This window comes from Streptosporangium jomthongense, assembly GCF_042650425.1.
Classification (GTDB): Bacteria; Actinomycetota; Actinomycetes; order Streptosporangiales; family Streptosporangiaceae; genus Streptosporangium.
Genome location: NZ_JBHSBC010000011.1, coordinates 1 through 19755, shown reverse-complemented (window position 1 = coordinate 19755; position 19755 = coordinate 1). Strand labels below are relative to the sequence as shown.

The 19755-nt window shown below is 69.2% G+C and carries 19 protein-coding genes and 1 tRNA gene; 8 read left to right on the top strand and 12 right to left on the bottom strand.

Going from position 1 to position 19755, the window contains the following annotated elements; translation table 11 throughout:
- Positions 1–113: 113 nt before the first annotated feature.
- A complete protein-coding gene (locus ACFOYY_RS11485) occupies positions 114–1067 on the top strand; it encodes a GNAT family N-acetyltransferase (RefSeq protein WP_386189735.1) in 954 nt (317 codons plus the stop codon).
- A gap of 59 nt (positions 1068–1126) precedes the next feature.
- On the opposite strand, the gene ACFOYY_RS11480 is transcribed toward ACFOYY_RS11485, so the two are convergent.
- Positions 1127–1666, bottom strand: coding sequence for a hypothetical protein (locus tag ACFOYY_RS11480; RefSeq protein ID WP_386189734.1), 540 nt, complete (start codon positions 1664–1666; stop codon positions 1127–1129).
- Positions 1667–1916: 250 nt separating this feature from the next.
- On the opposite strand from ACFOYY_RS11480, the gene ACFOYY_RS11475 reads away from it, so the two are divergent.
- Complete coding sequence (locus tag ACFOYY_RS11475; RefSeq protein WP_362911052.1) at positions 1917–2456, top strand: peptidylprolyl isomerase; 540 nt, start codon at positions 1917–1919, stop codon at positions 2454–2456.
- Positions 2457–2618: 162 nt separating this feature from the next.
- A complete protein-coding gene (locus ACFOYY_RS11470) occupies positions 2619–3497 on the top strand; it encodes a rhomboid family intramembrane serine protease (protein ID WP_352013512.1) in 879 nt (292 codons plus the stop codon).
- Positions 3498–3554: 57 nt separating this feature from the next.
- On the opposite strand, the gene ACFOYY_RS11465 is transcribed toward ACFOYY_RS11470, so the two are convergent.
- The gene (locus tag ACFOYY_RS11465) at positions 3555–3800 is read right to left on the bottom strand and encodes a cell division protein CrgA (protein WP_352013511.1); all 246 of its coding nucleotides are present in this window, start codon (positions 3798–3800) and stop codon (positions 3555–3557) included.
- Between the two features lie 206 nt (positions 3801–4006).
- Between ACFOYY_RS11465 and ACFOYY_RS11460 the strand changes: the two genes are divergently transcribed.
- Positions 4007–4687 (top strand): class E sortase, encoded by a 681-nt coding sequence (locus tag ACFOYY_RS11460; RefSeq protein WP_386189733.1) that lies wholly within the window; start codon positions 4007–4009, stop codon positions 4685–4687.
- Positions 4688–4697: 10 nt separating this feature from the next.
- Positions 4698–4856 carry a hypothetical protein gene (locus ACFOYY_RS11455; RefSeq protein WP_386189732.1) on the top strand — a complete coding sequence of 53 codons (159 nt, stop codon included), beginning with the start codon at positions 4698–4700 and terminating at the stop codon, positions 4854–4856.
- 275 nt (positions 4857–5131) lie between these two features.
- Here the strand turns inward: ACFOYY_RS11455 and pknB are convergent, their stop codons facing one another.
- From pknB to ACFOYY_RS11420, 7 genes are all read right to left on the bottom strand, one after another.
- Entirely contained in the window at positions 5132–6997 is a 1866-nt protein-coding gene (gene pknB, locus ACFOYY_RS11450; RefSeq protein WP_352013508.1) for a Stk1 family PASTA domain-containing Ser/Thr kinase, read from the bottom strand.
- Positions 6998–7079: 82 nt separating this feature from the next.
- The gene (locus ACFOYY_RS11445; protein WP_362783782.1) at positions 7080–8516 is read right to left on the bottom strand and encodes a serine/threonine-protein kinase; all 1437 of its coding nucleotides are present in this window, start codon (positions 8514–8516) and stop codon (positions 7080–7082) included.
- The gene (locus ACFOYY_RS11440) at positions 8513–9970 is read right to left on the bottom strand and encodes a peptidoglycan D,D-transpeptidase FtsI family protein (RefSeq protein ID WP_362911056.1); all 1458 of its coding nucleotides are present in this window, start codon (positions 9968–9970) and stop codon (positions 8513–8515) included. The genes ACFOYY_RS11445 and ACFOYY_RS11440 overlap by 4 nt, the downstream gene beginning before the upstream one ends.
- Positions 9967–11343: an FtsW/RodA/SpoVE family cell cycle protein gene (locus ACFOYY_RS11435; RefSeq protein WP_362783788.1), complete on the bottom strand. Its 1377-nt coding sequence runs from the start codon at positions 11341–11343 to the stop codon at positions 9967–9969. The genes ACFOYY_RS11440 and ACFOYY_RS11435 overlap by 4 nt, the downstream gene beginning before the upstream one ends.
- A 4-nt stretch (positions 11344–11347) precedes the next feature.
- The gene (locus ACFOYY_RS11430) at positions 11348–12661 is read right to left on the bottom strand and encodes a Stp1/IreP family PP2C-type Ser/Thr phosphatase (protein ID WP_362911057.1); all 1314 of its coding nucleotides are present in this window, start codon (positions 12659–12661) and stop codon (positions 11348–11350) included.
- On the bottom strand, positions 12658–13128 hold the full coding sequence (locus ACFOYY_RS11425; protein ID WP_352013503.1) for an FHA domain-containing protein FhaB/FipA: 471 nt from the start codon (positions 13126–13128) through the stop codon (positions 12658–12660). Before ACFOYY_RS11425 ends, ACFOYY_RS11430 begins: the two co-directional genes overlap by 4 nt.
- Before the next feature lie 17 nt (positions 13129–13145).
- Positions 13146–13886: a DUF3662 and FHA domain-containing protein gene (locus tag ACFOYY_RS11420; RefSeq protein WP_352013502.1), complete on the bottom strand. Its 741-nt coding sequence runs from the start codon at positions 13884–13886 to the stop codon at positions 13146–13148.
- A gap of 155 nt (positions 13887–14041) precedes the next feature.
- On the opposite strand from ACFOYY_RS11420, the gene ACFOYY_RS11415 reads away from it, so the two are divergent.
- A tRNA-Leu gene (locus ACFOYY_RS11415) sits at positions 14042–14124 on the top strand.
- A 285-nt stretch (positions 14125–14409) separates the two neighbouring features.
- Here ACFOYY_RS11415 and ACFOYY_RS11410 read toward each other — a convergent pair.
- Positions 14410–15441: a hemolysin family protein gene (locus tag ACFOYY_RS11410; RefSeq protein ID WP_352013501.1), complete on the bottom strand. Its 1032-nt coding sequence runs from the start codon at positions 15439–15441 to the stop codon at positions 14410–14412.
- A complete protein-coding gene (locus ACFOYY_RS11405; RefSeq protein WP_362911059.1) occupies positions 15438–16874 on the bottom strand; it encodes a hemolysin family protein in 1437 nt (478 codons plus the stop codon). The genes ACFOYY_RS11410 and ACFOYY_RS11405 overlap by 4 nt, the downstream gene beginning before the upstream one ends.
- Before the next feature lie 295 nt (positions 16875–17169).
- Between ACFOYY_RS11405 and ACFOYY_RS11400 the strand changes: the two genes are divergently transcribed.
- Positions 17170–18393, top strand: coding sequence for an LCP family protein (locus ACFOYY_RS11400; protein ID WP_362911060.1), 1224 nt, complete (start codon positions 17170–17172; stop codon positions 18391–18393).
- Position 18394: 1 nt separating this feature from the next.
- On the opposite strand, the gene ACFOYY_RS11395 is transcribed toward ACFOYY_RS11400, so the two are convergent.
- On the bottom strand, positions 18395–19045 hold the full coding sequence (locus ACFOYY_RS11395) for a GOLPH3/VPS74 family protein (protein WP_386189729.1): 651 nt from the start codon (positions 19043–19045) through the stop codon (positions 18395–18397).
- Positions 19046–19128: 83 nt separating this feature from the next.
- On the opposite strand from ACFOYY_RS11395, the gene ACFOYY_RS11390 reads away from it, so the two are divergent.
- Complete coding sequence (locus tag ACFOYY_RS11390) at positions 19129–19734, top strand: TenA family protein (RefSeq protein ID WP_352014920.1); 606 nt, start codon at positions 19129–19131, stop codon at positions 19732–19734.
- The last annotated feature ends 21 nt before the right edge of the window (positions 19735–19755 follow it).

Here is a 19755-nt window from a genome sequence, read left to right as displayed (position 1 = left end):
CGTACGGCGAGACACGCCTGCCCCAGGTTGTACGGCGAGACACGCCTTCCAGGTCATGCGAAAGGCCGAAAAATCAGTCGTGCTGGAAATGGGGCGATCGTATGCTCCCCGGCATGACCTTCACGTGGACCCCGCTGACCGGCGACGACGTGGACCGGTGGGCGGAACTGCTCACGGCGGTCGAGGCCGAAGACAGAACCGGGGACAACTACAGCCGGAGTGACCTTCTGCAGGATCTCGCCCTGGCCGATCCCGCCGAGGGCACCTGTGGAGTGTGGGACGGCGACAGACTGGTGGCCTTCGGCGTCGTCTACGCCGGGTCCGTCGCCGAGCCCGGCCACATCATGCGGACGTGGGGCGCGGTGCACCCGGCCTACCGGCGCCGTGGCCTCGGCGGGAGGCTGATGAACTGGACTCTCCAGGTGGGCCGCAGGGTCCACGAGGGGCTCTTCCCGGGCAGGCCGCTCTCGCTGCACGTCTACGTGCACGACGGCAACGAGGGGGCCGGAGCCGTGGCGCGGGCGGCGGGCATGCTGCCGGTCCGGACGTTCCACGTGATGACCCGTGACCTGGCCGCTCCTCTGTCGGAGAGCCACCTGCCGGAAGGGCTGAAGATCGTCCCCTATGGTGACGATCTTGAGGAGGCCGCCCGCGAGGTGCGCAACGCGGCCTTCGCCGACCACTGGGGCAGCACCCCGCACACGGCGGAGAGTTGGCGCGAGAAGCTCATCGGGCTGGAGGCGTTCAGCGGAAAGGACTCCTTCGTCGTCCAGGAGGAGTCGGGCAGGAGCGTCGGGATACTGCTCACCTTCTACTACGCGGCCGACACCGAGGTCACCGGAGTCCGCGAGGCCTGGGTCCAGACCGTCGCGACCCTGGAGGACTGGCGGGGCAGAGGGGTGGCCGGCGCGCTGCTCGCCCACGCCCTGGCCCACTTCCGCTCCGAGGGGTACGGCAAGGCCGCCCTCTCCGTGGACACCGGAAACGCGACCGGAGCGCCCGGTGTCTACCTTCGGGCCGGGTTCGAGGTCTCACGCGGCGCGACGGCCTACGTCGCCGACCTGTGAGACCCCTGACATGAGGACGGCCCGCGCCAGGTCGGCGCGGGCCACCCTCATGCAACGGGTCAGGACAGTTTCCTGGACGCCTGGTCCGCCTTGCGCTCGGCCTTGTCGCCAAGCTTGCCCGCCTTCGCCTCGACCTTCGAGGCGGCCTCGTCCGTCAGGTCGGAGACCTTCTCCGAGGTCGCACGGGCCTTGTCCGTCGCCCACCGGGAGGCTCCGGCGGCGTTCTCCTTCATCGCGTCGGTCCACTGTTCGGAGTTCTTGCGATACAGCGCGAAACCGACCGCGCCGACCGCGAGGCCGGTGAACAGCAGGAGCATCGGCCACTTCCTGGACCTGACAGGTGGCCGGGGATCGACCCTGCTCGCCGCCTGGGACAGCAGGGCGCTGACCTTGGGCGCTATCTGTTCCTCGAACGAGTGGGCCGCGGCGTCCAACTTCGGCGCCGCCCACTCCCTGGCCACGTAGATCTTGTCACCGGCGCTGCCACGCGCGTAGGCGGCCGCGTCGCGAGCGTGACCGGCGGCGTCCCGGGCCTGGCTGGCCATCGGACCGACCTTCTCGGATGCGAGGTCGCCGACACGGTTGACCTGAGCCTTCATCTGATGCAGCCGACTGTCCGGAATCACGATCGTATGACGCTTTCCAAAAAGTGTAAGAGGCACGTTAACCTCCCCAGTTGTCTGGGCCCCGTTGCGTCCCCTTCCCGCTCGAAGGCGGATCAATCATCGCTGGTCGTGGGAGGATGCTGAGTGGATCGGCTGTCGCCGAGGCCACTGATAGATCACCTGAACGCCATGAAACTGCATATCGCAGAGGTCCTGACCACCGACATGAAGGGGGAGCCCGATCGTGGCTGAGAATCTGATCGCGACCCTGAAGACCAATCGCGGCACGGTGAAGATCCAGCTCTTCCCGAACCACGCGCCCAAGACGGTGCGTAACTTCGTCGAGCTGGCGGAGGGCACCCGCGAGTGGGTGCATCCGGAGACGGGGGAGAAGCAGCAGAACACCAAGCTCTACGACGGCACGATCTTCCACCGGGTCATCGATGGTTTCATGATCCAGGGCGGTGACCCGCTGGGTGAGGGCATCGGCGGCCCGGGTTACAAGTTCGACGACGAGATCCACCCGGACCTGTACTTCAACCGTCCCTACCTGTTCGCCATGGCGAACGCAGGCATCGTCGCAGGCCGTGGCACCAACGGCTCGCAGTTCTTCATCACCGTGGTCCCCACGTCGCACCTGAACGGCAGGCACACCATCTTCGGTGAGGTCGTCGAGGGCAAGGACGTCGTGGACGCCATCGCCAAGACCAAGACCGACGGCCGCGACCGGCCCGTCGAGCCGGTCGTCCTGGAGTCGGTCACCATCGACCGCGTCCAGGGCTGAGGCTCCTGGCGGCCTCCCCGGACCGGTTCTCACTGTGACGACCGTGACCGGGGAGGCCGCTGTGGCCTTACAGGGGACTTTTCCCTGGTGCGTGTGCTCAGGATCATGAATAGGCTGGCAGTCTGTGGATGACAGCACGGTCGAAGGGGCCATCGAGACGCCATGACCACACCGCCACCACCCAGCGAGCCGGAGACGGCAGCCGTTCCCACGTGTTACCGGCACCCGGGCCGCGAGACCTACGTCCGCTGCCAGCGCTGTGACCGGTCCATCTGCCCCGACTGCATGCGCGAGGCCTCGGTCGGCTTCCAGTGCCCCGAGTGCGTCGCGGAAGGCAACAAGACCGTACGGCAGGCGCAGACGGCCTTCGGCGGCAGGGCGGTCACGACCCCCAGGGCCACCTGGACACTGCTCGTCCTCAACGTCCTGGCCTACGTCGCCGAGACCCTCGCCCCCGGCCCGGTGATCTACGGCTTCCAGATGGACGCGGGCGCCGTCTACCACGGAGAGTGGTGGCGCCTGCTCACCGGGGCGTTCCTGCACGCGCCCCTGGCCAACGGCTCGTTCGCGATCACCCACATCCTCTTCAACATGTGGGCGCTCTACGTCATCGGTCCCGAGCTCGAACGGCGCCTCGGCTCACTGCGCTTCCTGGCGCTCTATCTGCTGTCCGCGCTCGGCGGGGCGGTGGCCGTCTACCTGTTCGGCATCGCCGCGGTCGGCGCCTCCGGTGCGATCTACGGCATGTTCGGCGCGCTGTTCGTGGTCTCCAGGCGGCTGGGCTACAACGCCCGCGGTGTGCTCCTGCTGATCGTCGCCAACGCGGTGATCACCTTCGCGGTCCCCGGCATCAGCTGGCAGGGGCACCTGGGCGGTCTGATCACCGGCACCGTGGTCGGCGTCATCCTCGCCTACGCCCCGCAGCGCAACCGGAACGTGGTCCAGTGGGGCGGGTGCGCCGTGGTGCTCCTCGCGCTGGCCGCGGTGGTCATGACGCTGCCGCCGTACATCTACCAGCTGCAGCTCGGTTTCCCCGGCTGATCGCTCGATCCACACCCTGATGCTTCCCCAGGGTGTGGATAAACGCTGTGGAAAAAACTAACGCCAGCGGGTGGAGAGAACCACACCGAAGATGATGAAGGCGAACCCGATCAGCAGGTTCCAGTTCTGCAGGAGGATGATGCCGGGCGCGCGGGGCGCGACGTAGTAGACGGCGATCCACAGGACCCCGATGATCCAGGAGGCCACCATGACCGGCGCCAACCAGCGCGGGCTCATCTTGACCTGCTGGGAGGTCTGCGGAGGCGTGTAAACCGCCTTCTTACGGGTCTTGGGCTTGGGCACTGAGGCTCTCCTGCGTCAACCCTGCGCGGTCGGATCATGCGCAGGCCGTGTCAACTAGCGTAGTCGCTGGTGGCGAAGACCCGAGTAAGAATAGTCGGGACACCCATGTCATGGCGATCCCATAGCGTGCCATAACCGCGCAAACCTTGGTTCAACGCCGTGATTTCCTCCGGTTGTGATGGATTCGCCGTCATTACCGTGAGCCCGTGAGAGCCATACTGCGGGTTTCCGGAGAAGTGAGCATGACCGCCGGGGTGGTCGTGTTGTTCTTCTGCGCGTACCTGCTGTGGGGGACGGGGTCCTACACGGCGCGGCGGCAGGCGGAACTGCGCGAGGGCTTCCGCGCCGGCCTTCCCGCGCTCACGGCCCTGCCCGGGGCCCCGTCTGCGGTCTCGCCCGCGACCGGGGTCAGCCCCGTCCAGGAGCGGCTGCCCGCCTGGTTCAGGAAGGGGGACGCGCTGGCGCTGCTCAGGATTCCCCGGTTCGGCGCGGACTACGAGTACGCCGTCGTCGAGGGCGTCGGCTGGGACCAGCTGCGGACGGGGCCGGGGCACTACCCGGGCACCGCCCTACCCGGCGAAGTAGGAAATTTCGTGCTTTCTGGGCATCGAACCACTTATGCGGCGCCGTTCAACAGGCTCGGGGAACTGCGCCGGGGTGACGAGATCGTGGTGGAGACCCGGCAGGCCGGCTACACCTACCGGGTCACCGGCGAGCGCGTCGTCGACCCGGGACAGGTGGACGTCATCGCCCCCGTCCCCGGCGTGCCGGGCCGCAGACCGACCAAGGCCGTGATCACGCTGTCCACCTGCCACCCGGAGTACTCCGCCGCCCAGCGGCTCATCGTCTCCGGCGAACTCGTCCGGCGCGAGGACCGCCGGGGATAGGACGACCGACATGTACGGCAGGCTCTGGCGTTCGCTTCCCGGCCCCCTCGCGGTCAGGGCGCTCACCCTCGTGGTGCTCGTGGCGGCGACGGCCGCCCTGCTGTGGTTCGTCGTCTTCCCCTGGGTCGAACCCCGCCTGCTCCTCGACCCCGCCCTCCCGGACCGCTGAGCCGTACGGCACGGACCTGCCATGCGAGGGGCCGTACGAGGGCCGAGGAAAGGCCGGAGAAAACTCCGGCGAACCCGTGTAACGCTCACGATGCCCTGAACGACTAACCAGTGAGCCCTTCCGCCATCGCCCCCGAGTGGCGGAAGGGCTCTTCTCCTTTCCTGAGACCGGAGACGCCAACGGTTTCCGGAGCCGGGAACGCCTTCCGGAGTCGGGAACGAACGAGGACCCCCGCCAGACGGCGGAGGTCCTCAGGGAAAACCCAGGTCAGAGGCTCAGCTCAGGTCTCCGTCGCCGGAGTTGTCGAAGATCGAGCCGTCGTCGGTCTCCGTCGGCTCAGGGTCCGGCTGCTGGTCGTCGGTGGGCTGCTCTTCGGGATAGTCGGTGGTCGGCTGCTCGGTCGGCTGCGGGGGCTGCCCGCTGGAGACGAGCAGCGTGATCGTGGTGCCGGGGTTCAGCTTGGTGCCCGCCTGGGGAGCCTGGCTGAGGACGGTGCCCTCCGGCAGGTCGCTCGGCTGCTCGACCACCTTGGTCTTGAAGCCCGCGTCCTTGAGCATCCGGGTGGCGTCCTCGACCGTGAGGTTGGCCACGCCCGGCACCTCGACGGCCTCCTTGGGCACGTAGATCCGGACCGTGCTCTCCTTGGCCGCCTTCTCACCGGCCGCGGGGTCGGACTGGAACACCTTGCCCTGCGGGCGGCTGGACACCTTGCTCTGCACGCTGACCTTGAAGCCCTTGTTCTCAAGGGCCGAGGTCGCCTCCTCGACGGTCATGTTGAGCACGTCGGGCACCTCGACCTTCTCGATGCCCTTGGAGACCTTCAGGGTGACCACGGTGTTCTTGTCGACCTCGGTGGTCGCGGCCGGGTCGGTGTCGATGACCGTGTCCTTCGGCAGCTTGTCGTCGAAGGTCTCCTCGATCTTCACCTGCAGCCCGAGGTCGGTCAGCGTCTTCTTCGCCGCGGCGACGGTCTGTGTGGCCAGCTCGGGGATCTTCACCTTCGTCGCCGCGGTGTTGCCGCCCGGCGCGCTCAGGAACATGTAGCCGACGCCGATGAAGGCACCGATGATCAACAACGGGACCAGGATCCACGCCGCCGTCTTGACCGCGGTGTTGCCGCTCTGCTGGCGGCGACGGCCGCGCTCCGGCCTGCCGCCGTCCTGCTGGCCGTACTCGTAGGGGGGGACCGCGGTGGTGCGCTGGGTCGAGGGGCCCTCGGGCATCGGGGCCTGCTGCTGCATGGTGCGGGTGGCCCCACCGTAGCCGCCTGCGGCCATGGCCGTCGTCTGGGCGTCGGTCGGCATGCCCGACATGGCCCGCTGGATGTCGGCCCGCATCTCCGCCGCGCTCTGGTAGCGCTGCGCCGGGTCCTTGGCCATCGACTTCAGCACGATGGCGTCGGCCCACGCGGGGATTTCGGGGTCGATCTGCGAGGGCGGGATCGGGTCCTCGCGCACGTGCTGGTAGGCGATCGCGACGGGGGAGTCACCGGTGAAGGGCGGCTGCCCGGTCAGCAGTTCGTACAGCACGCAGCCGGTCGAGTACAGGTCGCTGCGCGCGTCGACCCGCTCACCACGGGCCTGCTCCGGCGACAGGTACTGGGCGGTTCCGATGACCTGCGCGGTCTGCGTCATGGTCGCGGCCGAGTCGGCCATCGCGCGGGCGATGCCGAAGTCCATGACCTTGACGTCGCCGTTGCGGGTGATCATGATGTTCGCCGGCTTGATGTCCCGGTGGACGATCCCGCCACGGTGGCTGTAGTCGAGCGCCCGCAGGATGCCGTCGACCAGCTCGGCCGCGCGCTCCGGCATCAACCGCCGGTCGGCGCGCAGCAGGTCGCGCAGCGTGCGACCGTCGACGTACTCCATCACGATGTACGGCACCGGCGCGCCGTCCGTCACGTCCTCACCCGTGTCGTAGACCGCGACGATGGACGGGTGGTTCAGTGACGCGGCGGACTGCGCCTCGCGGCGGAAACGGGCCTGGAAGATGTGATCCCTGGCCAGGTCCGCGCGAAGGGTCTTGATGGCGACGATCCGATCCAGCCGGATGTCTCGTGCGCGGTAGACCTCGGCCATGCCGCCACGCCCGACGACGCCGTCAAGCTCGTAGCGATCGCCGAGGCGTCGGGGCTGAGTCATTTCCTGCACTGTCCCTTACCGTTCATCTTGGGTGCCGCTGGCCTCTTGGGCCACCGGTGTCCATCTTCGACCTGTTGCCACATCACGTCTCCCCGGTCGGCTCATTCGTTTCGCCGGTTGTGGGGCTACTGCTCGGGGTGGGGCTGGGAGTCGCCGGCGGGCTCGTGGTGGGCGTCGGGGTCGGGGTGGACGGACTGGGGCTGGGCGATGGTGACGTCGTCGGCCGGACGCTCGGAGAGGCCGATGTGCTTACCGTAGCCGAAGGCGTGGGCGTAGTCCTGACCGACTTTGTCGGAGCCACCGGCGGTCTCGTCCACGCGGGCTTCGTTTTGCGTGGCTTGACGGCAGGGGTCCTGGTCACCGAGGCGGTCGTCGGAATGACCGGTTCCGGTGGGCCGGTGTGGCCCGCGGGAACCGTCGCGTCCCTCACCACCAGGGTGCCGAGCCCGAAGGCGGCGGCGCATCCCGCGACCGCGGCGACGACCATCGTCGTGCGCCGCAGCGCCGTACGACGCCGGGAGACCCGGGTGATCTCCGGAGAGGACGGCTGGGCGGGCTGGGACGGCGGGGTCGCGGGCGTCGCGTCGGGCAGGGGCGGGGTGACCGGGGCTGCGGAGATCTCCCTCGGCCACTCGCCCGCGGGCTCGGGACGCCACCCGGCCGGATCGGTGAGCATGGCCAGGTCGGAGGAGTCGGAGACCGCGCCGGCCGTCACGACGCCGCGCAGCGTCGTCGCCCGCTGGACCAGTTCGCCGGCGCTCTCCGGGCGCAGCGTCGGGTCCTTCTCCAGACACGCCATCACCAGGTCGCGCACCACCAGCGGAACGCTCAGCGGCAGCGGCGGAGGGGTGGCGTTGATGTGCATGAGCGCGACCGCCACCTGGGTGTCCGCGACGAACGGCGGCCTGCCCGCCAGGCACTCGTAGGCCACCACGCCCAGCGAGTAGATGTCGGTCGCGAAGGTCAGCGGCGAGCCCGAGGCCTGTTCCGGGCTGAGGTACTGGGCGGTGCCGAGCACCGTGCCGGTCAGGGTCACCGGTGCGGCCTCAAGCGCCCTGGCGATGCCGAAGTCGGTGATCTTGATCACCCCGGCCCCGGTGACGAGCAGGTTGCCGGGCTTGATGTCGCGGTGGATGATGCCCGCGTTGTGCGCGGCCCGCAGCCCCTTGGCGGTCTGGTGGATCACGTCGAGGGTGACCTCGGTCCCCAGGGCGCCGTCGCGGGACAGGATGTTCGCCAGCGACTCGCCGGGCACCAGCTCCATGACGAGGTAGGCGACGTCCTCCGCCTCGCCGTAGTCGAAGACCTGCGCGATGGCCGGGTCGGCGAGCCGCGCCGCGAACCTGGCCTCCATCCTGAAGCGGTCACGGAAGGTCGAGTCGGAGGCCACGTGGCTGCGCAGCAGCTTGACCGCGACCTCCCGGCCGAGAAGTTCGTCCTTCGCCCGCCACACCTCGCCCATGCCGCCCGTAGCGATCCGCCCGAGCGGGCGGTATCGGCCTCCGAGCAGGGCGGTCATCTGCCCAGCACCGCTTCCATCACGCTCTTGGCGATCGGGGCGGCGGTGTGACCACCGGAGGCGTCGTCACCGGCGCTGCCCGACTCGACGATGAGCGCCAGGGCGACCTTGGGGTCCTCGGCGGGGGCGAAGGAGATGAACCACGCGTGCGGAGCCCTGCCCTTGACGGTCTCGGCGGTGCCGGTCTTGCCCGCGACGGAAACGCCGGGGATCTGCGCCGCGTTGGCGGTGCCGTTGCTGACGACGCTGACCATCATCTCCGTCAGCTTGTTCGCGTTCTCCTCGCTCATCGCGGTGGACAGCTTGTCGGGGTCGGCCGAGTCGATCTCGCCGCCCTCGGCGTCGGCGATCTTGTTGACGAGGTACGGCTTCATGACCACGCCGTCGTTGGCGATGCCCGCCGCGACCAGAGCCATCTGCAGCGGCGTCATCTGGTTGCTGCGCTGGCCGATCGAGGTCTGGGCCAGCGCGGCCAGGTCCTCCTCGGGGCCGATCCCGCTGCCCGCGACGTCCATCGGGATCTTCAGCGGCTCGCCGCCGATGCCGAACTTCTCGGCCTGCTCCTTCATCGCGTCGTAGCCCAGGCTCATCGCGATCTTGGCGAACGGGGTGTTGCAGGAGCGTTCGAGGGCGAAGGTCAGCGTCACCCGGCCAGAGCCGCACGCGGCGCCGCCGTAGTTGGGCAGGTCGGCACTGGTGTTGGGCAGGTCGAGCACCTGCGGGGCGTCCACCTGCGTCTGCGGGCCGACGCTGTCGTCGCTGTCCAGGTAGGCCGCCAGGGTGACCACCTTGAAGGTCGAGCCCGGCGGGTAGCTGCGCTCGATCGCCCGGTCGACCAGCGGCTTGTCCTCGTCCTTGTCGAGCTTGTTGTAGGCCTTGTTGACCGTGGCCTTGTCCGGGCCGACCAGCGTGTTGGGGTCGTAACTGGGGACCGAGACCATGGCGAGGATCGCGCCCGTCTTCGGCTCGATCGCGACCAGGGCGCCCTTCTTGCCGCTGGCGCTCAGCGCCCGGTAGGCCGCCTCCTGCGCCCTGGGGTTGATCGTCAGGTCGACGTTGGCGCCCTTGGTCCGCTCACCCGTGATCAGGTCGAGGCCGCGCCGGATCAGCAGGTCGGGGCTTGAGCCGTTGAGCAGCGGGTTCTCCGCGGCCTCCATGTCGCGCTCGCTCTCCGGGGCGAAGAACCCGGTGATGGGCGCGTAGATCTTGCCGCCGGGATAGCGCCGCTGGAAGCGGAACTGGTTGTCGCCGGTGTCCACGGACTCGGCGAGCACCTTGTCGCCCGCGGTGATCCGGCCCCGCTCGACCTCGTAACGGGCGTAGAAGTTGCGGACGTTGTGCGGGTCGGAGCGCAGCCCGTCGGCCCGTACGGCCTGCAGGTAGTTCACGTTGAGCATGAGCAGGCCGAACATCACCAGGCAGGCCACGGCAACGCGCTTGAGGGGAGCGTTCATCGCTGGAACACCTGCGTCATTCCTTCGTCCTGGATGGCCTGGGGCGGGGGCTTCCTGGCACTGTCCGACATGCGTACCAGCAACGCGATAAGGATCCAGTTAGCCAGCAGCGCCGAACCACCCTGGGACATGAAGGGGGTGACCAGGCCGGTCAGCGGGATCAGGTTGGTCACACCGCCGACGATGATGAAGACCTGCCAGGCCAGGATGAACGAAAGACCGCCGGCCAGCAGCTTGGAGAACGGGTCGCGGGCCACGATCGAGGTGCGCAGGCCGCGTTCGACGATCAACGCGTAGATCATCAGCAGCGCCATCAGGCCGGTCAGTCCGAGTTCCTCGCCGGTGGCGGGGAAGATGAAGTCGGAGAAGGCCAGCGGGATCTTGTAGGGGTACCCCTGGCCGAGTCCGGTGCCGACGATGCCGCCCTGCCCCATCGCGAACAGACCCTGAAGGAGCTGGAAGCTGCCGCCGGGCTTGTCGTACAGGGCGGGGTCGTAGGGGTGCAGGTAGACGGTGAAGCGGTCCTGCACGTGGCTGAAGAGCATCCCGGCCAGGATCGCGCCGCCGACGAAGAGCAGGATGCCGATCAGCACCCACGAGGTGCGCTGGGTCGCGATGTAGAGCATCGCGATGAACGTGCCGAAGATCAGCAGCGAGGATCCGAGGTCCTTCTGCATCACCAGTACGGCCAGGCTGAAACCCCAGGTGATGAGGACCGGGCCGAGGTCGCGGGCACGGGGCAGGTCGATGAACAGCAGCCGTCGCCCGGCCAGTGCCAGCACGTCGCGCTTGGCGACGAGGTAACCGGCGAAGAAGATGACCAGCGCGAGCTTGGCGAACTCGGCGGGCTGGAGACTGGCGCCGCCGACGCCGATCCAGATGCGGGCGCCGTTGATCTCCTTGCCGAGGAACGGGATGAGCGGGGAGACCAGCAGGAGCAGGCCCGCCGCTCCCGCGGTATAGGTCAGACGCTGCAGCGCGCGGTGGTCGCGCAGCACGATCAGCGTCACGGAGAACAGCACGACGCCGACGCCGGTCCACACGAGCTGGTTGGTCGCCGAGGCCCCCGGCATCTTCGCCTGCTCCATGCGGTAGATCATCACCAGGCCGAGCCCGTTGACCACGGTCACCAGCGGCAGGATCAGCGGGTCGGCCCAGGGGGCGAACTTCGCCAGCACGAGGTAGGCGGCCAGCATGAATCCGCCGAGGCCGAGGCCGTAGGTGAGCATGCCCGCGGGAACCCGGCCGTCGATGGCCAGGCCCACGTTGGCGTAGGCGCCCATCACGATCACGACCGCGAAGGCGAGCATCACCAACTGGGCCACTCGCCGTTTGGCGGGCAGGGGGACGAGCTCGACGCTTGGGGTGCTCATATATCTACTTTGTCGGGTCCGGGGTGGGAGTGCCGCTCGACTGGGGGGTCTGCTTGTCCTTCCCGGTCGCCTTCGGGGTGGGTTCGGGCTTCTGGGGGGGCGTCGAGGACTTCAGCTCCGCGATCTTCTTCAGGCCCGCCTCGACGCTGGGGACGGGGATGCCGTCGCGTACCTGGCCCTGCTGGAACGCGCCAAGGGTTGAGATCGACTCCGTGGTGCTCCGGGCGACGTCGAAGAGCTGGAAGGGGCCGAGGTTGGTTTTCACGCCTTGGAAAACCACGATCTCGTCACCTTTAGCTCCCACGAAATATTGATCTTCAAGCCATTGTGTCCCGAAATACCACCCTAGGCTGCCACCGACGAGGACGACGCCGCCCACCGAGGCCAGAAGCGGCCACAGGCGGCGGCGCCTGACCGGCCGCGCCGCCGCCCTGGCGACGGGTTCGTCGAACTCGTCGTCGGTGATGACCGGCTGCGGCATGGTGACGACGCCCGCGTGGCCCACGTGGCCGGCGGGGGCGTCCGACGGGGAGGGCTGCCTGATGGACCCGGCGGCACCGACGACGGCCGCGTCGACGGGCAGGGCGGTCCCCTCGTCGACGTCGAGCACGTCGGCGAGCACGCAGGTGATGTTGTCGGGACCACCTCCCCGGTTGGCCAGGTCGATGAGCGCGCGGACCGCAGCCTCGGGGTCGTCGATCGTGGACAGCGCCTGGTGCAGCGTCTCGGCGCTCACCACCCCGGACAGGCCGTCGGAGCACAGCAGGTAGCGGTCGCCGATCTGGGCCTCGCGCAGGGACAGGTCGGGCTCGACCTCGCCGCTGCCGTCGAGCGCCCGCAGCAGGATCGACCGCTGGGGATGGGTGGCGGCCTCCTCCTGGGTGATCCGGCCGTCGTCGACCAGTGACTGCACGAGAGTGTGGTCGTGGGTGATCTGGTACAGCTCGCCGGAGCGCAGCAGATAGGCGCGTGAGTCGCCGACGTGGACCAGTGCCACCCTCGTGCCCGACCACAGCATGGCGGTCAGTGTGGTGCCCATGCCCTTGAGGCTGGGGTCGCCGCCGACCATCTGGTGGAGTCTGCGATTGGCGTCCCTGACCGCCGCCTCGATGGCGCCGAGCAGGTCGACACCCTGGGTGTCCTCGTCGAGGGAGGACATCGCGGCGATGGCGACCGAGCTGGCCACCTCGCCGTGCGCGTGGCCGCCCATGCCGTCGGCGACGGCGAGCAGTCGGCCGCTTGCGTACGCCGAGTCCTCGTTGCCTTCACGCAGGAGGCCGACGTCCGAGCGGGCGGCGTAACGGAGTGCGATGGTCATTTGCGCAATTCGATGACGGTCTTACCGATGCGGATCGGAACACCGAGCGGCACCGGAGTCGGACGGGTGACTTTGGAGCGGTCGAGGTATGTTCCGTTGGTAGAACCGAGATCTTCCACGATCCACTGACCGTCCTGGGGGAAGAGCCGGGCGTGCCGGCTGGAGGCGTAGTCGTCGCTGACCACCAGGGTGGCGTCGGTCGCCCTGCCGATGGTGATCGGAGTCTCCGACAGGGTGATGGTCGTGCCCTGCAGGGGGCCGCCGGTGACGACCATCTGCCGGGGCTCCCCCTTCCTGGGCTTGGCGACGACGGGCTTGGCGGCCTTGGGGGCCTTGCGGGCGGGGATCGGCGCACCGGCGCGTGATCCGAACAAGTCTGTCCGGATCACACCTACCGCGGCGATCACGAAGAACCACAGCACCGCCAGGAACGCGAGGCGGATCAGTAGCAGCGTGAGCTCGGACATGAACCGTCTGTTTACCTTTAATCGCGCCGGAAAACCAGAGTCGTCCGCCCCAGCGTCACGCGAGTGCCGTTCTGGAGCTCGACCCGGCGCACCGGCTGGCCGTTGACGAAGGTGCCGTTCGTCGAGCCCAGATCGACGAGCACGACCTGCGGCCCCTCGACCCGGAGCTCGGCGTGGTGCCGGGAGACCCCGGGGTCGACCAGCCGAAGATCGCAGTCGGTGCCTCTGCCGAGCAGGGTCACCGGGGTCGTCAGGTCGAAGGAGCGCTGGCCCTGCGGGTCGTCCTGGGTGGAGACCAGCAGACGGGGGCGTCCGTTGAAGGCGTGGGGCCGGGCAGGAGGTACGTCGCTCACCGGCTGGCGGATCTCGTCCTGCTCGACCGTCGCCCCGCGGATCACCCCGGAGCGGATGCGGAACAGGCCGACGGCCAGGTCCTCGGCCGTCTCGAACCGGACCCGCACGGGGCCGACGAAGGAGTAGCCCTGTTCCTTGGCGTACTCCCTGGCGAGGTTGGCCAGTTCGTGGCTGATGCTGTCGGCGTAGACGTCGAGGCGCTCGCTGTCGGTCGTCGACAGCTCGACCACGAAGTCGTTCGGCACGAGGGTCCTGCCCTGCGCGACGATCGCCGCCCGTTCGTCCATCTCCCGCTGGACCGCGCTGGCCACCTCGACCGGCTGAAGGTCGGATTTGAACGCCCGCGCAAAGGCCCCCTCAACCAGACCTTCGAGCCTCCGCTCGAAGCGCTGAAGGACTCCCACCGGGTCCCTCCCTTCTTCCGTCTATGTAGGTCACGGCCGCCCGGGGCTGTTCCTCGCTCTCTCGCGCCCCTGCTGCTCCGCTCGCGTCTAGGAGGATCGTATCCGGGTTCGTGGGTATCGGCTGATCCGTGCTAATGTTTCAGCGCACCCAACAAGGGCGGGTGGCGGAACGGCAGACGCGCACGGTTCAGGTCCGTGTGTCCGAAAGGACGTGAGGGTTCAAATCCCTCCTCGCCCACTCGATCAAGACCCCGGTCGCGAAAGCGCCGGGGTCTTTTCGTTGCCTCTGGGGCGCTGTCGCGCATCGGGACCGTCCGAAGGGTGGCGGTTGCGGGCTGGTCGGTGATCAAACTAGTCGTTCGCTTCCTCGTGGAGAAGTCCCGGTCACTCGAATATGTAGCGCCCTGCCCTTTCTGGCCGCTTTCGACCTGCTTGCAGGCGTCCGTACGGCAAGGCTGATTACGCTGACAGAGAAACGGGCCGGTGGGAGGACGTCTCCCACCGGCCCGAGTGCTCCAAAGATCTACCGTGCGGCCAGCACCCGCATGTCCAGCAGCTCGCCGAGCAGGTCGGTGAGGCTGACCATGCCGGCCACCTTCTCCCCGTCGGTCACCAGGCCCACGTGGGCGTGGGCCTCCTGCAGGGCGGAGACCGCCTCGGGGATCGTGGTGTCCCGGCCGAGGAGCGGCACCGGGCGGGCCAGCTCCGCAGGGGAGGCCTCAGGGCGGACCAGGGCGTCCCTGACGTGCAGTACGCCCAGGACCTCGCCGGGCCGTTCCGAGGTCACCAGCAGGCGCAGGTGCCCGCTCTCCGCGGCGACCTCGCGAACCTGCTCGCCGGTGGCGTCCCCGGGGACGCACGCCACCCGTGCCAGGGGCAGCGCCAGCCGTTCGATGGGCTGCTGGTGCACCCGCAGGGCCCGGGTGAGCAGGTCGTGCTCGGCGCGGTCGAGCAGGCCCATCCGGCCCGACTCACCGACCAGCATCGCCAGCTGGACCGGGGTCCTGGTGGTGGCCAGCTCGTCCCTCGGGCGTACGCCGAACAGGCCGAGCACCCCGTTGGTCAGGCCGTTGAGCCCGGCCAGCACCGGGCGGACCACCCGCGTGAAGGCGCGGAACGGCAGGGCCAGGCCGATCGCCGCGATCTCGGGGTGGGTCAGCGCCCACGACTTGGGAGCCATCTCGCCGACCACCATGTGCAGGAAGGTGATCACCGCGAGCGCGATCACCAGCGAGATGGGCACCTGCAGCGACTCGGGCACGCCGATCGCCCCGAAGACCGGTTCGAGCAGGTGCTCGACGGCGGGCTCGGTCACCATGCCCAGGCCCAGGGAGCACAGCGTGATGCCCAGCTGCGCCCCGGCCAGCATCAGGGACAGCTCCCTGCCCCCTCGTACGGCGGCGCGGGCGGCCACGCGGGTCATCCTGCCGCCCCTGCCCGCGAGCTCCTCAAGACGGTGCCTGCGGGCCGAGATGACCGCGAACTCGGCGGCCACGAAGAAGGCGTTGCCGATCAGCAGCGCGACGCCGAGCAGTAGGGCCCCGGTGGTGCTCATCGGCCGTTCACCGCCTGCCTGCGCTCGTTGGGCCGGGGTACGGCCAAGGCGTGTTCCCCGCTTTCTGAGGAGTCCTCGGCTAAGTCGGCCCGCTCGGGAGCGGGGAAGGCCAGCCGTACCCACTCGGGGACCCTGCGGTGGACCGAGAGCACGGTGAGGGTGGCCTCGGCCTCCTGCTCGCCGTCGTCGTCGAGCGGGTCGCTCTCCAGGGCCAGGGTGACGGTGACCCGGTCGCCGGGCTCGGCCATCCTGCCAAGGGTGGCCAGGACCAGGCCCGCGACGGTGTCGTAGTCGTCGCTCTCGGGCAGCGAGAGCCTGGTCGCGCGCTCGATCTCGTCGAGTCTGAGCGTACCGGGCAGGTCCCAGGTGCCGTCGTCGTTGGCGACGACCCCCGCGGGCTCCGGGTCGTTCTCGTCGACCAGTTCGCCGACCAGTTCCTCGGCGAGGTCCTCGACGGTGACGACGCCCGCGAGCCCGCCGTACTCGTCGATGACGCAGGCCAGGTCGTCCATGGCGGCGCGCATGCGTTCGAGCACGACCGGCAGCGGCAGCGAGTCGGGGACCAGCAGGGCCGGGCGGGTGACGAGCTCGATCGGGCCGTCGGTCACGCGGGACCTCAGCAGCTCCCTGACGCCGGTGACCCCGGCGACCTCCTCGCCGTTGTCGTGGCGCAGCACCGGGTAGCGGGAGTGGCCGTGTTCGGCGACGGCGTCGAGCAGGTCGGAGATGGGGCGCTCGGCGCGCAGCAGCACCAGCCTGGGCCGCGGCACCATGACGTCCTCAGCGGTGCGGTCGCCGAACTCCAGCGCCCGTTCGAGCAGGTCGGAAAGGCGCGGCGGCAGGGCGCCGGAGGTCGCGGACTCGGAGATGATCCGTGACAGCTCCTCCGGGCTGGCGCCGTGCTCGACCTCCTCGATCGGCTCGACGCCGACCTTGCGCAGCAGGCCGGTCGCTGCGGAGTCGAACAGCCGGATCACCGGACCGGCGATCCTGAGGTAGACGAGCGTCGAGCGGGCGAGGAACTTGGCGACAGGCTCGGGCCGGGCGATACCGAGGTTCTTCGGGGCGAGTTCGCCGAAGACCATCTGGATGATCGTCGCCACGGCGACCGCCAGCGCGATCGCCACGCCGGGCACGGCGGCCGAGGGCACCCCGGCCCCTTCGAGAGGGGGGCGCAACACGGTCGCGATGGCCGGTTCCGAGATGAAGCCGACCAGCAGCGCGGTCACGGTGATGCCGAGCTGCGCGCCGGAGAGCATGAAGGACAGGCGTCCCGTCACCGTGAGCGCGCGTTCGGCCGCGGCGTCGCCGGCGTCGGCCTGCTCACGCAGAACGCCCCGGTCGGCGGCGACGAAGGCGAACTCCTGGGCGACGAAGTAACCGGTCGCGAGAGTGAGGAGCAGTACGGCCAGCAGGCCGAGAACCGTGTTCACCGGGTCCTTCCCCCGGCTGGGTCAGTGGTTCCCGTGCGTTCGCACGGGCAGGTACTCCACGGGTCCGAAGTGGACACGATCTTCCTTTCGAGCAGCGGTCGTCCTCTACGGTAACGATCCACGTGGGGGCCGATGTTTCCAGATCGGCCGACGATCCCATAGTTGGTTGATAACCACCCTTATATGTACTTATCCATAGCGAAAGCTTGGGCACACGCCTACGTGCGCCGGGAGCGCGACGTAGCGTCGATAATGACGGTCTCATCGTGACTTCGAGAGGTGGCGGGAATACGACGTGGGCGACTGGACCGAGGACGACGACCGCACCCGTGCCCTGCGGCCGCCGGCGCCGGGTCCCGCGTCGCCGCGAGCGGCGGGCCAGCCCGCCTATCCGGCGCAGGGTTCCCCCAGGAACGTTCCCGGCGAGGAGCCAAGGGCCACCTCCCGGGTGTACGGCAAGCCCAGACAGGGGTCGGGCAAGGTCAGGCCCCTGCAGCCCTCCTCAGGAGGCCCCGGCGAGCCGCCCTCGGGCTCGGGAGGCGCCCCCAGACGGTCGTGGCGGCCGAAGCGGCCGGGCAGGCTGGCCGTACAGATCCTGGTCGGGTTGCTCGTGGTGCTTCTGGTGGTCGCGATCGGCGGCTACTTCACGATCAACTCGCGGCTGAAGCGGGTGGACGCGCTCGGCGACTACGAGGGCCGTCCCGCCGACACCCCCGGCACCAACTGGCTGCTGGTCGGCTCCGACAGCCGCCAGGGCCTGACCAAGGCCCAGCGCAAGAAGTTCGCCACCGGTTCGGCCGTCGGGCGCAGGACCGACACGATGATGCTCCTGCACATCCCCGACACCGGTGACCGCCCGACCCTGGTCAGCCTTCCGCGTGACTCCTACGTGCCGATCGACGGCCACGGCCGGGGCAAGCTGAACTCGGCCTACGCCTTCGAGGGCGGCCAGAAACTGCTGCCCAAGACCGTCGAGCAGGTGACCGGCATCCGGATCGACCACTACATGGAGATCGGTTTCGGAGGCTTCGTCGGCATCGTGGACGCCATCGGCGGCGTCGAGATCGACGTCAAGCAGGACATCAAGGACCACAAGGCCGGGATCAACCTGAAGAAGGGCCGCCAGGTGCTGGACGGGGGGACCGCCCTCGGCTACGTCCGGACCCGCGCGACCGGCGCCATCCCCGACTTCGAGCGGACCCAGCGTCAGCGCCAGTTCTTCTCCGCCGTGGTGAAGAAGGCGGCCAGCCCCGGGGTGCTGCTCAACCCCTTCACCTCCATCCCGCTCGCCCTCAGCGCCGCGGACTCGGTCGAGGTCGGCGAGGAGACCGGCACCTTCGACCTGCTCTCCCTCGGCCTGGCGATGGGCGACAACCCGATCACGACCGTCGTCCCCGTCGGCTCCCTGCCGACCATCAACGGCCAGGCCGTCGTCCAGTGGGACCGGGCCAAGGCGCTGCGCATGTTCAAGGCCCTCGCCGAGGACAAGCCGGTCCCTCAGGACGTCCTGGGCAAGTGACTCACCCGGAGGCGGTCGTGGCGGCGACACTCGCCGCCACGACCGCGCCGACCACGGCGGCGTTGACGGCCGCGATGCTCCTGGCGACCGCGTCGGCGGCCCAACGGCCTTCGGTGATCTCCTTGATCCGCGCCTTGTCCGCACCGGGGAACGCCTTGCGGTCGATCTTCGCGGCGTGCAACACGGCGATCAGCACCGCGGAGCGCTCGTCCGGCTCGGCCCCGGTCAGCACGTCGCCGATCCGCTGCCTGATCTCCCGCTCGATCCGTGGGTCGCGCTCCGGGTAGCGCGTGCTGGGGAAGAGGCCCAGGACCTTGTGCCGCCGCTCGTCGAGCACGCCCCGCTCGGCCAGTCCGGACAGCAGCCGCTTGCGCACCCCGGAGGAGTACAGCTTGCGCACCCACCAGTCGGCCTTGCGCCGCCTGGTCTCGGCGGCGATCAGGGCCAGCGCCGCGTCGAGTTCCCGCTCGCCGAGCGGCGTGGGGTCCAGGACGGTGACCTTCTTGTCCGCGAGGTCGATGCGGCCGTTGACGGCCAGTTCCGCCAGGAGGGAACCCCCGAGGGCCGCGTCGAGCTCGATCGAGCTGGTCAGGAGTCTGCCCTCCGCCTCGTCGTAGGCGAGCAGCAGGATCTCCTCAGCGATGGTCGTCATGCCCGAAACCCTATGTCGCGTACGGTTCACCGACGCGGGGCCGTACCGGGTGGTGTGGGGTGATCTGGGACAATGCTTGGCTTATGAGCGTTTCCGAGGAACTGCACGTCATCGGCCGCCCTCTCGTGGACGTCCAGCTCGCCCATCCGACGGTGGTGGGGATCGGCAGGGGAGACCTGCCCGAGCCGGTGTTCCGGTCATGGCTCGAACAGGACTACCTGTTCCTGCTCGACTACGTGCGGGTCTTCTCCCGGCTGGCCTGGCAGGCCCCCGACGACCACCTGGGCGTCCTGGTCGACCTGGCCCACGCCACCCTCCACGAGGAGCTCGACCTGCACCGCTCGTTGTCGGCGGGCTTCGGCGCCGACCTGGGCGGGGTGCGGAAGGGGCCCGCCTGCTCGGCCTACACCGCGTTCCTGCTGGAGTCGGCCGCCGACTACGCCGACGGGCTGGCCGCGCTCTACCCCTGCATGTGGGGCTACTCGACACTCGGGCGGGCGCTGGTCGCCGAGGCCCCCGCCGAGTCCCGCTACCGGCCCTGGATCGACACCTACGCCGACCCCGGCTTCGCCGAACTCGCCGGGCGCGTCGCCACGATGATCGACGAGGCCGTCACCGACTCCGCCAGAGCGGCGCGGTTCTTCACCGAGGGCATGCGCCACGAGATCGCCTTCTGGGACGTGCCGTAGTTGTGTCCCTTTGCGCCGCCT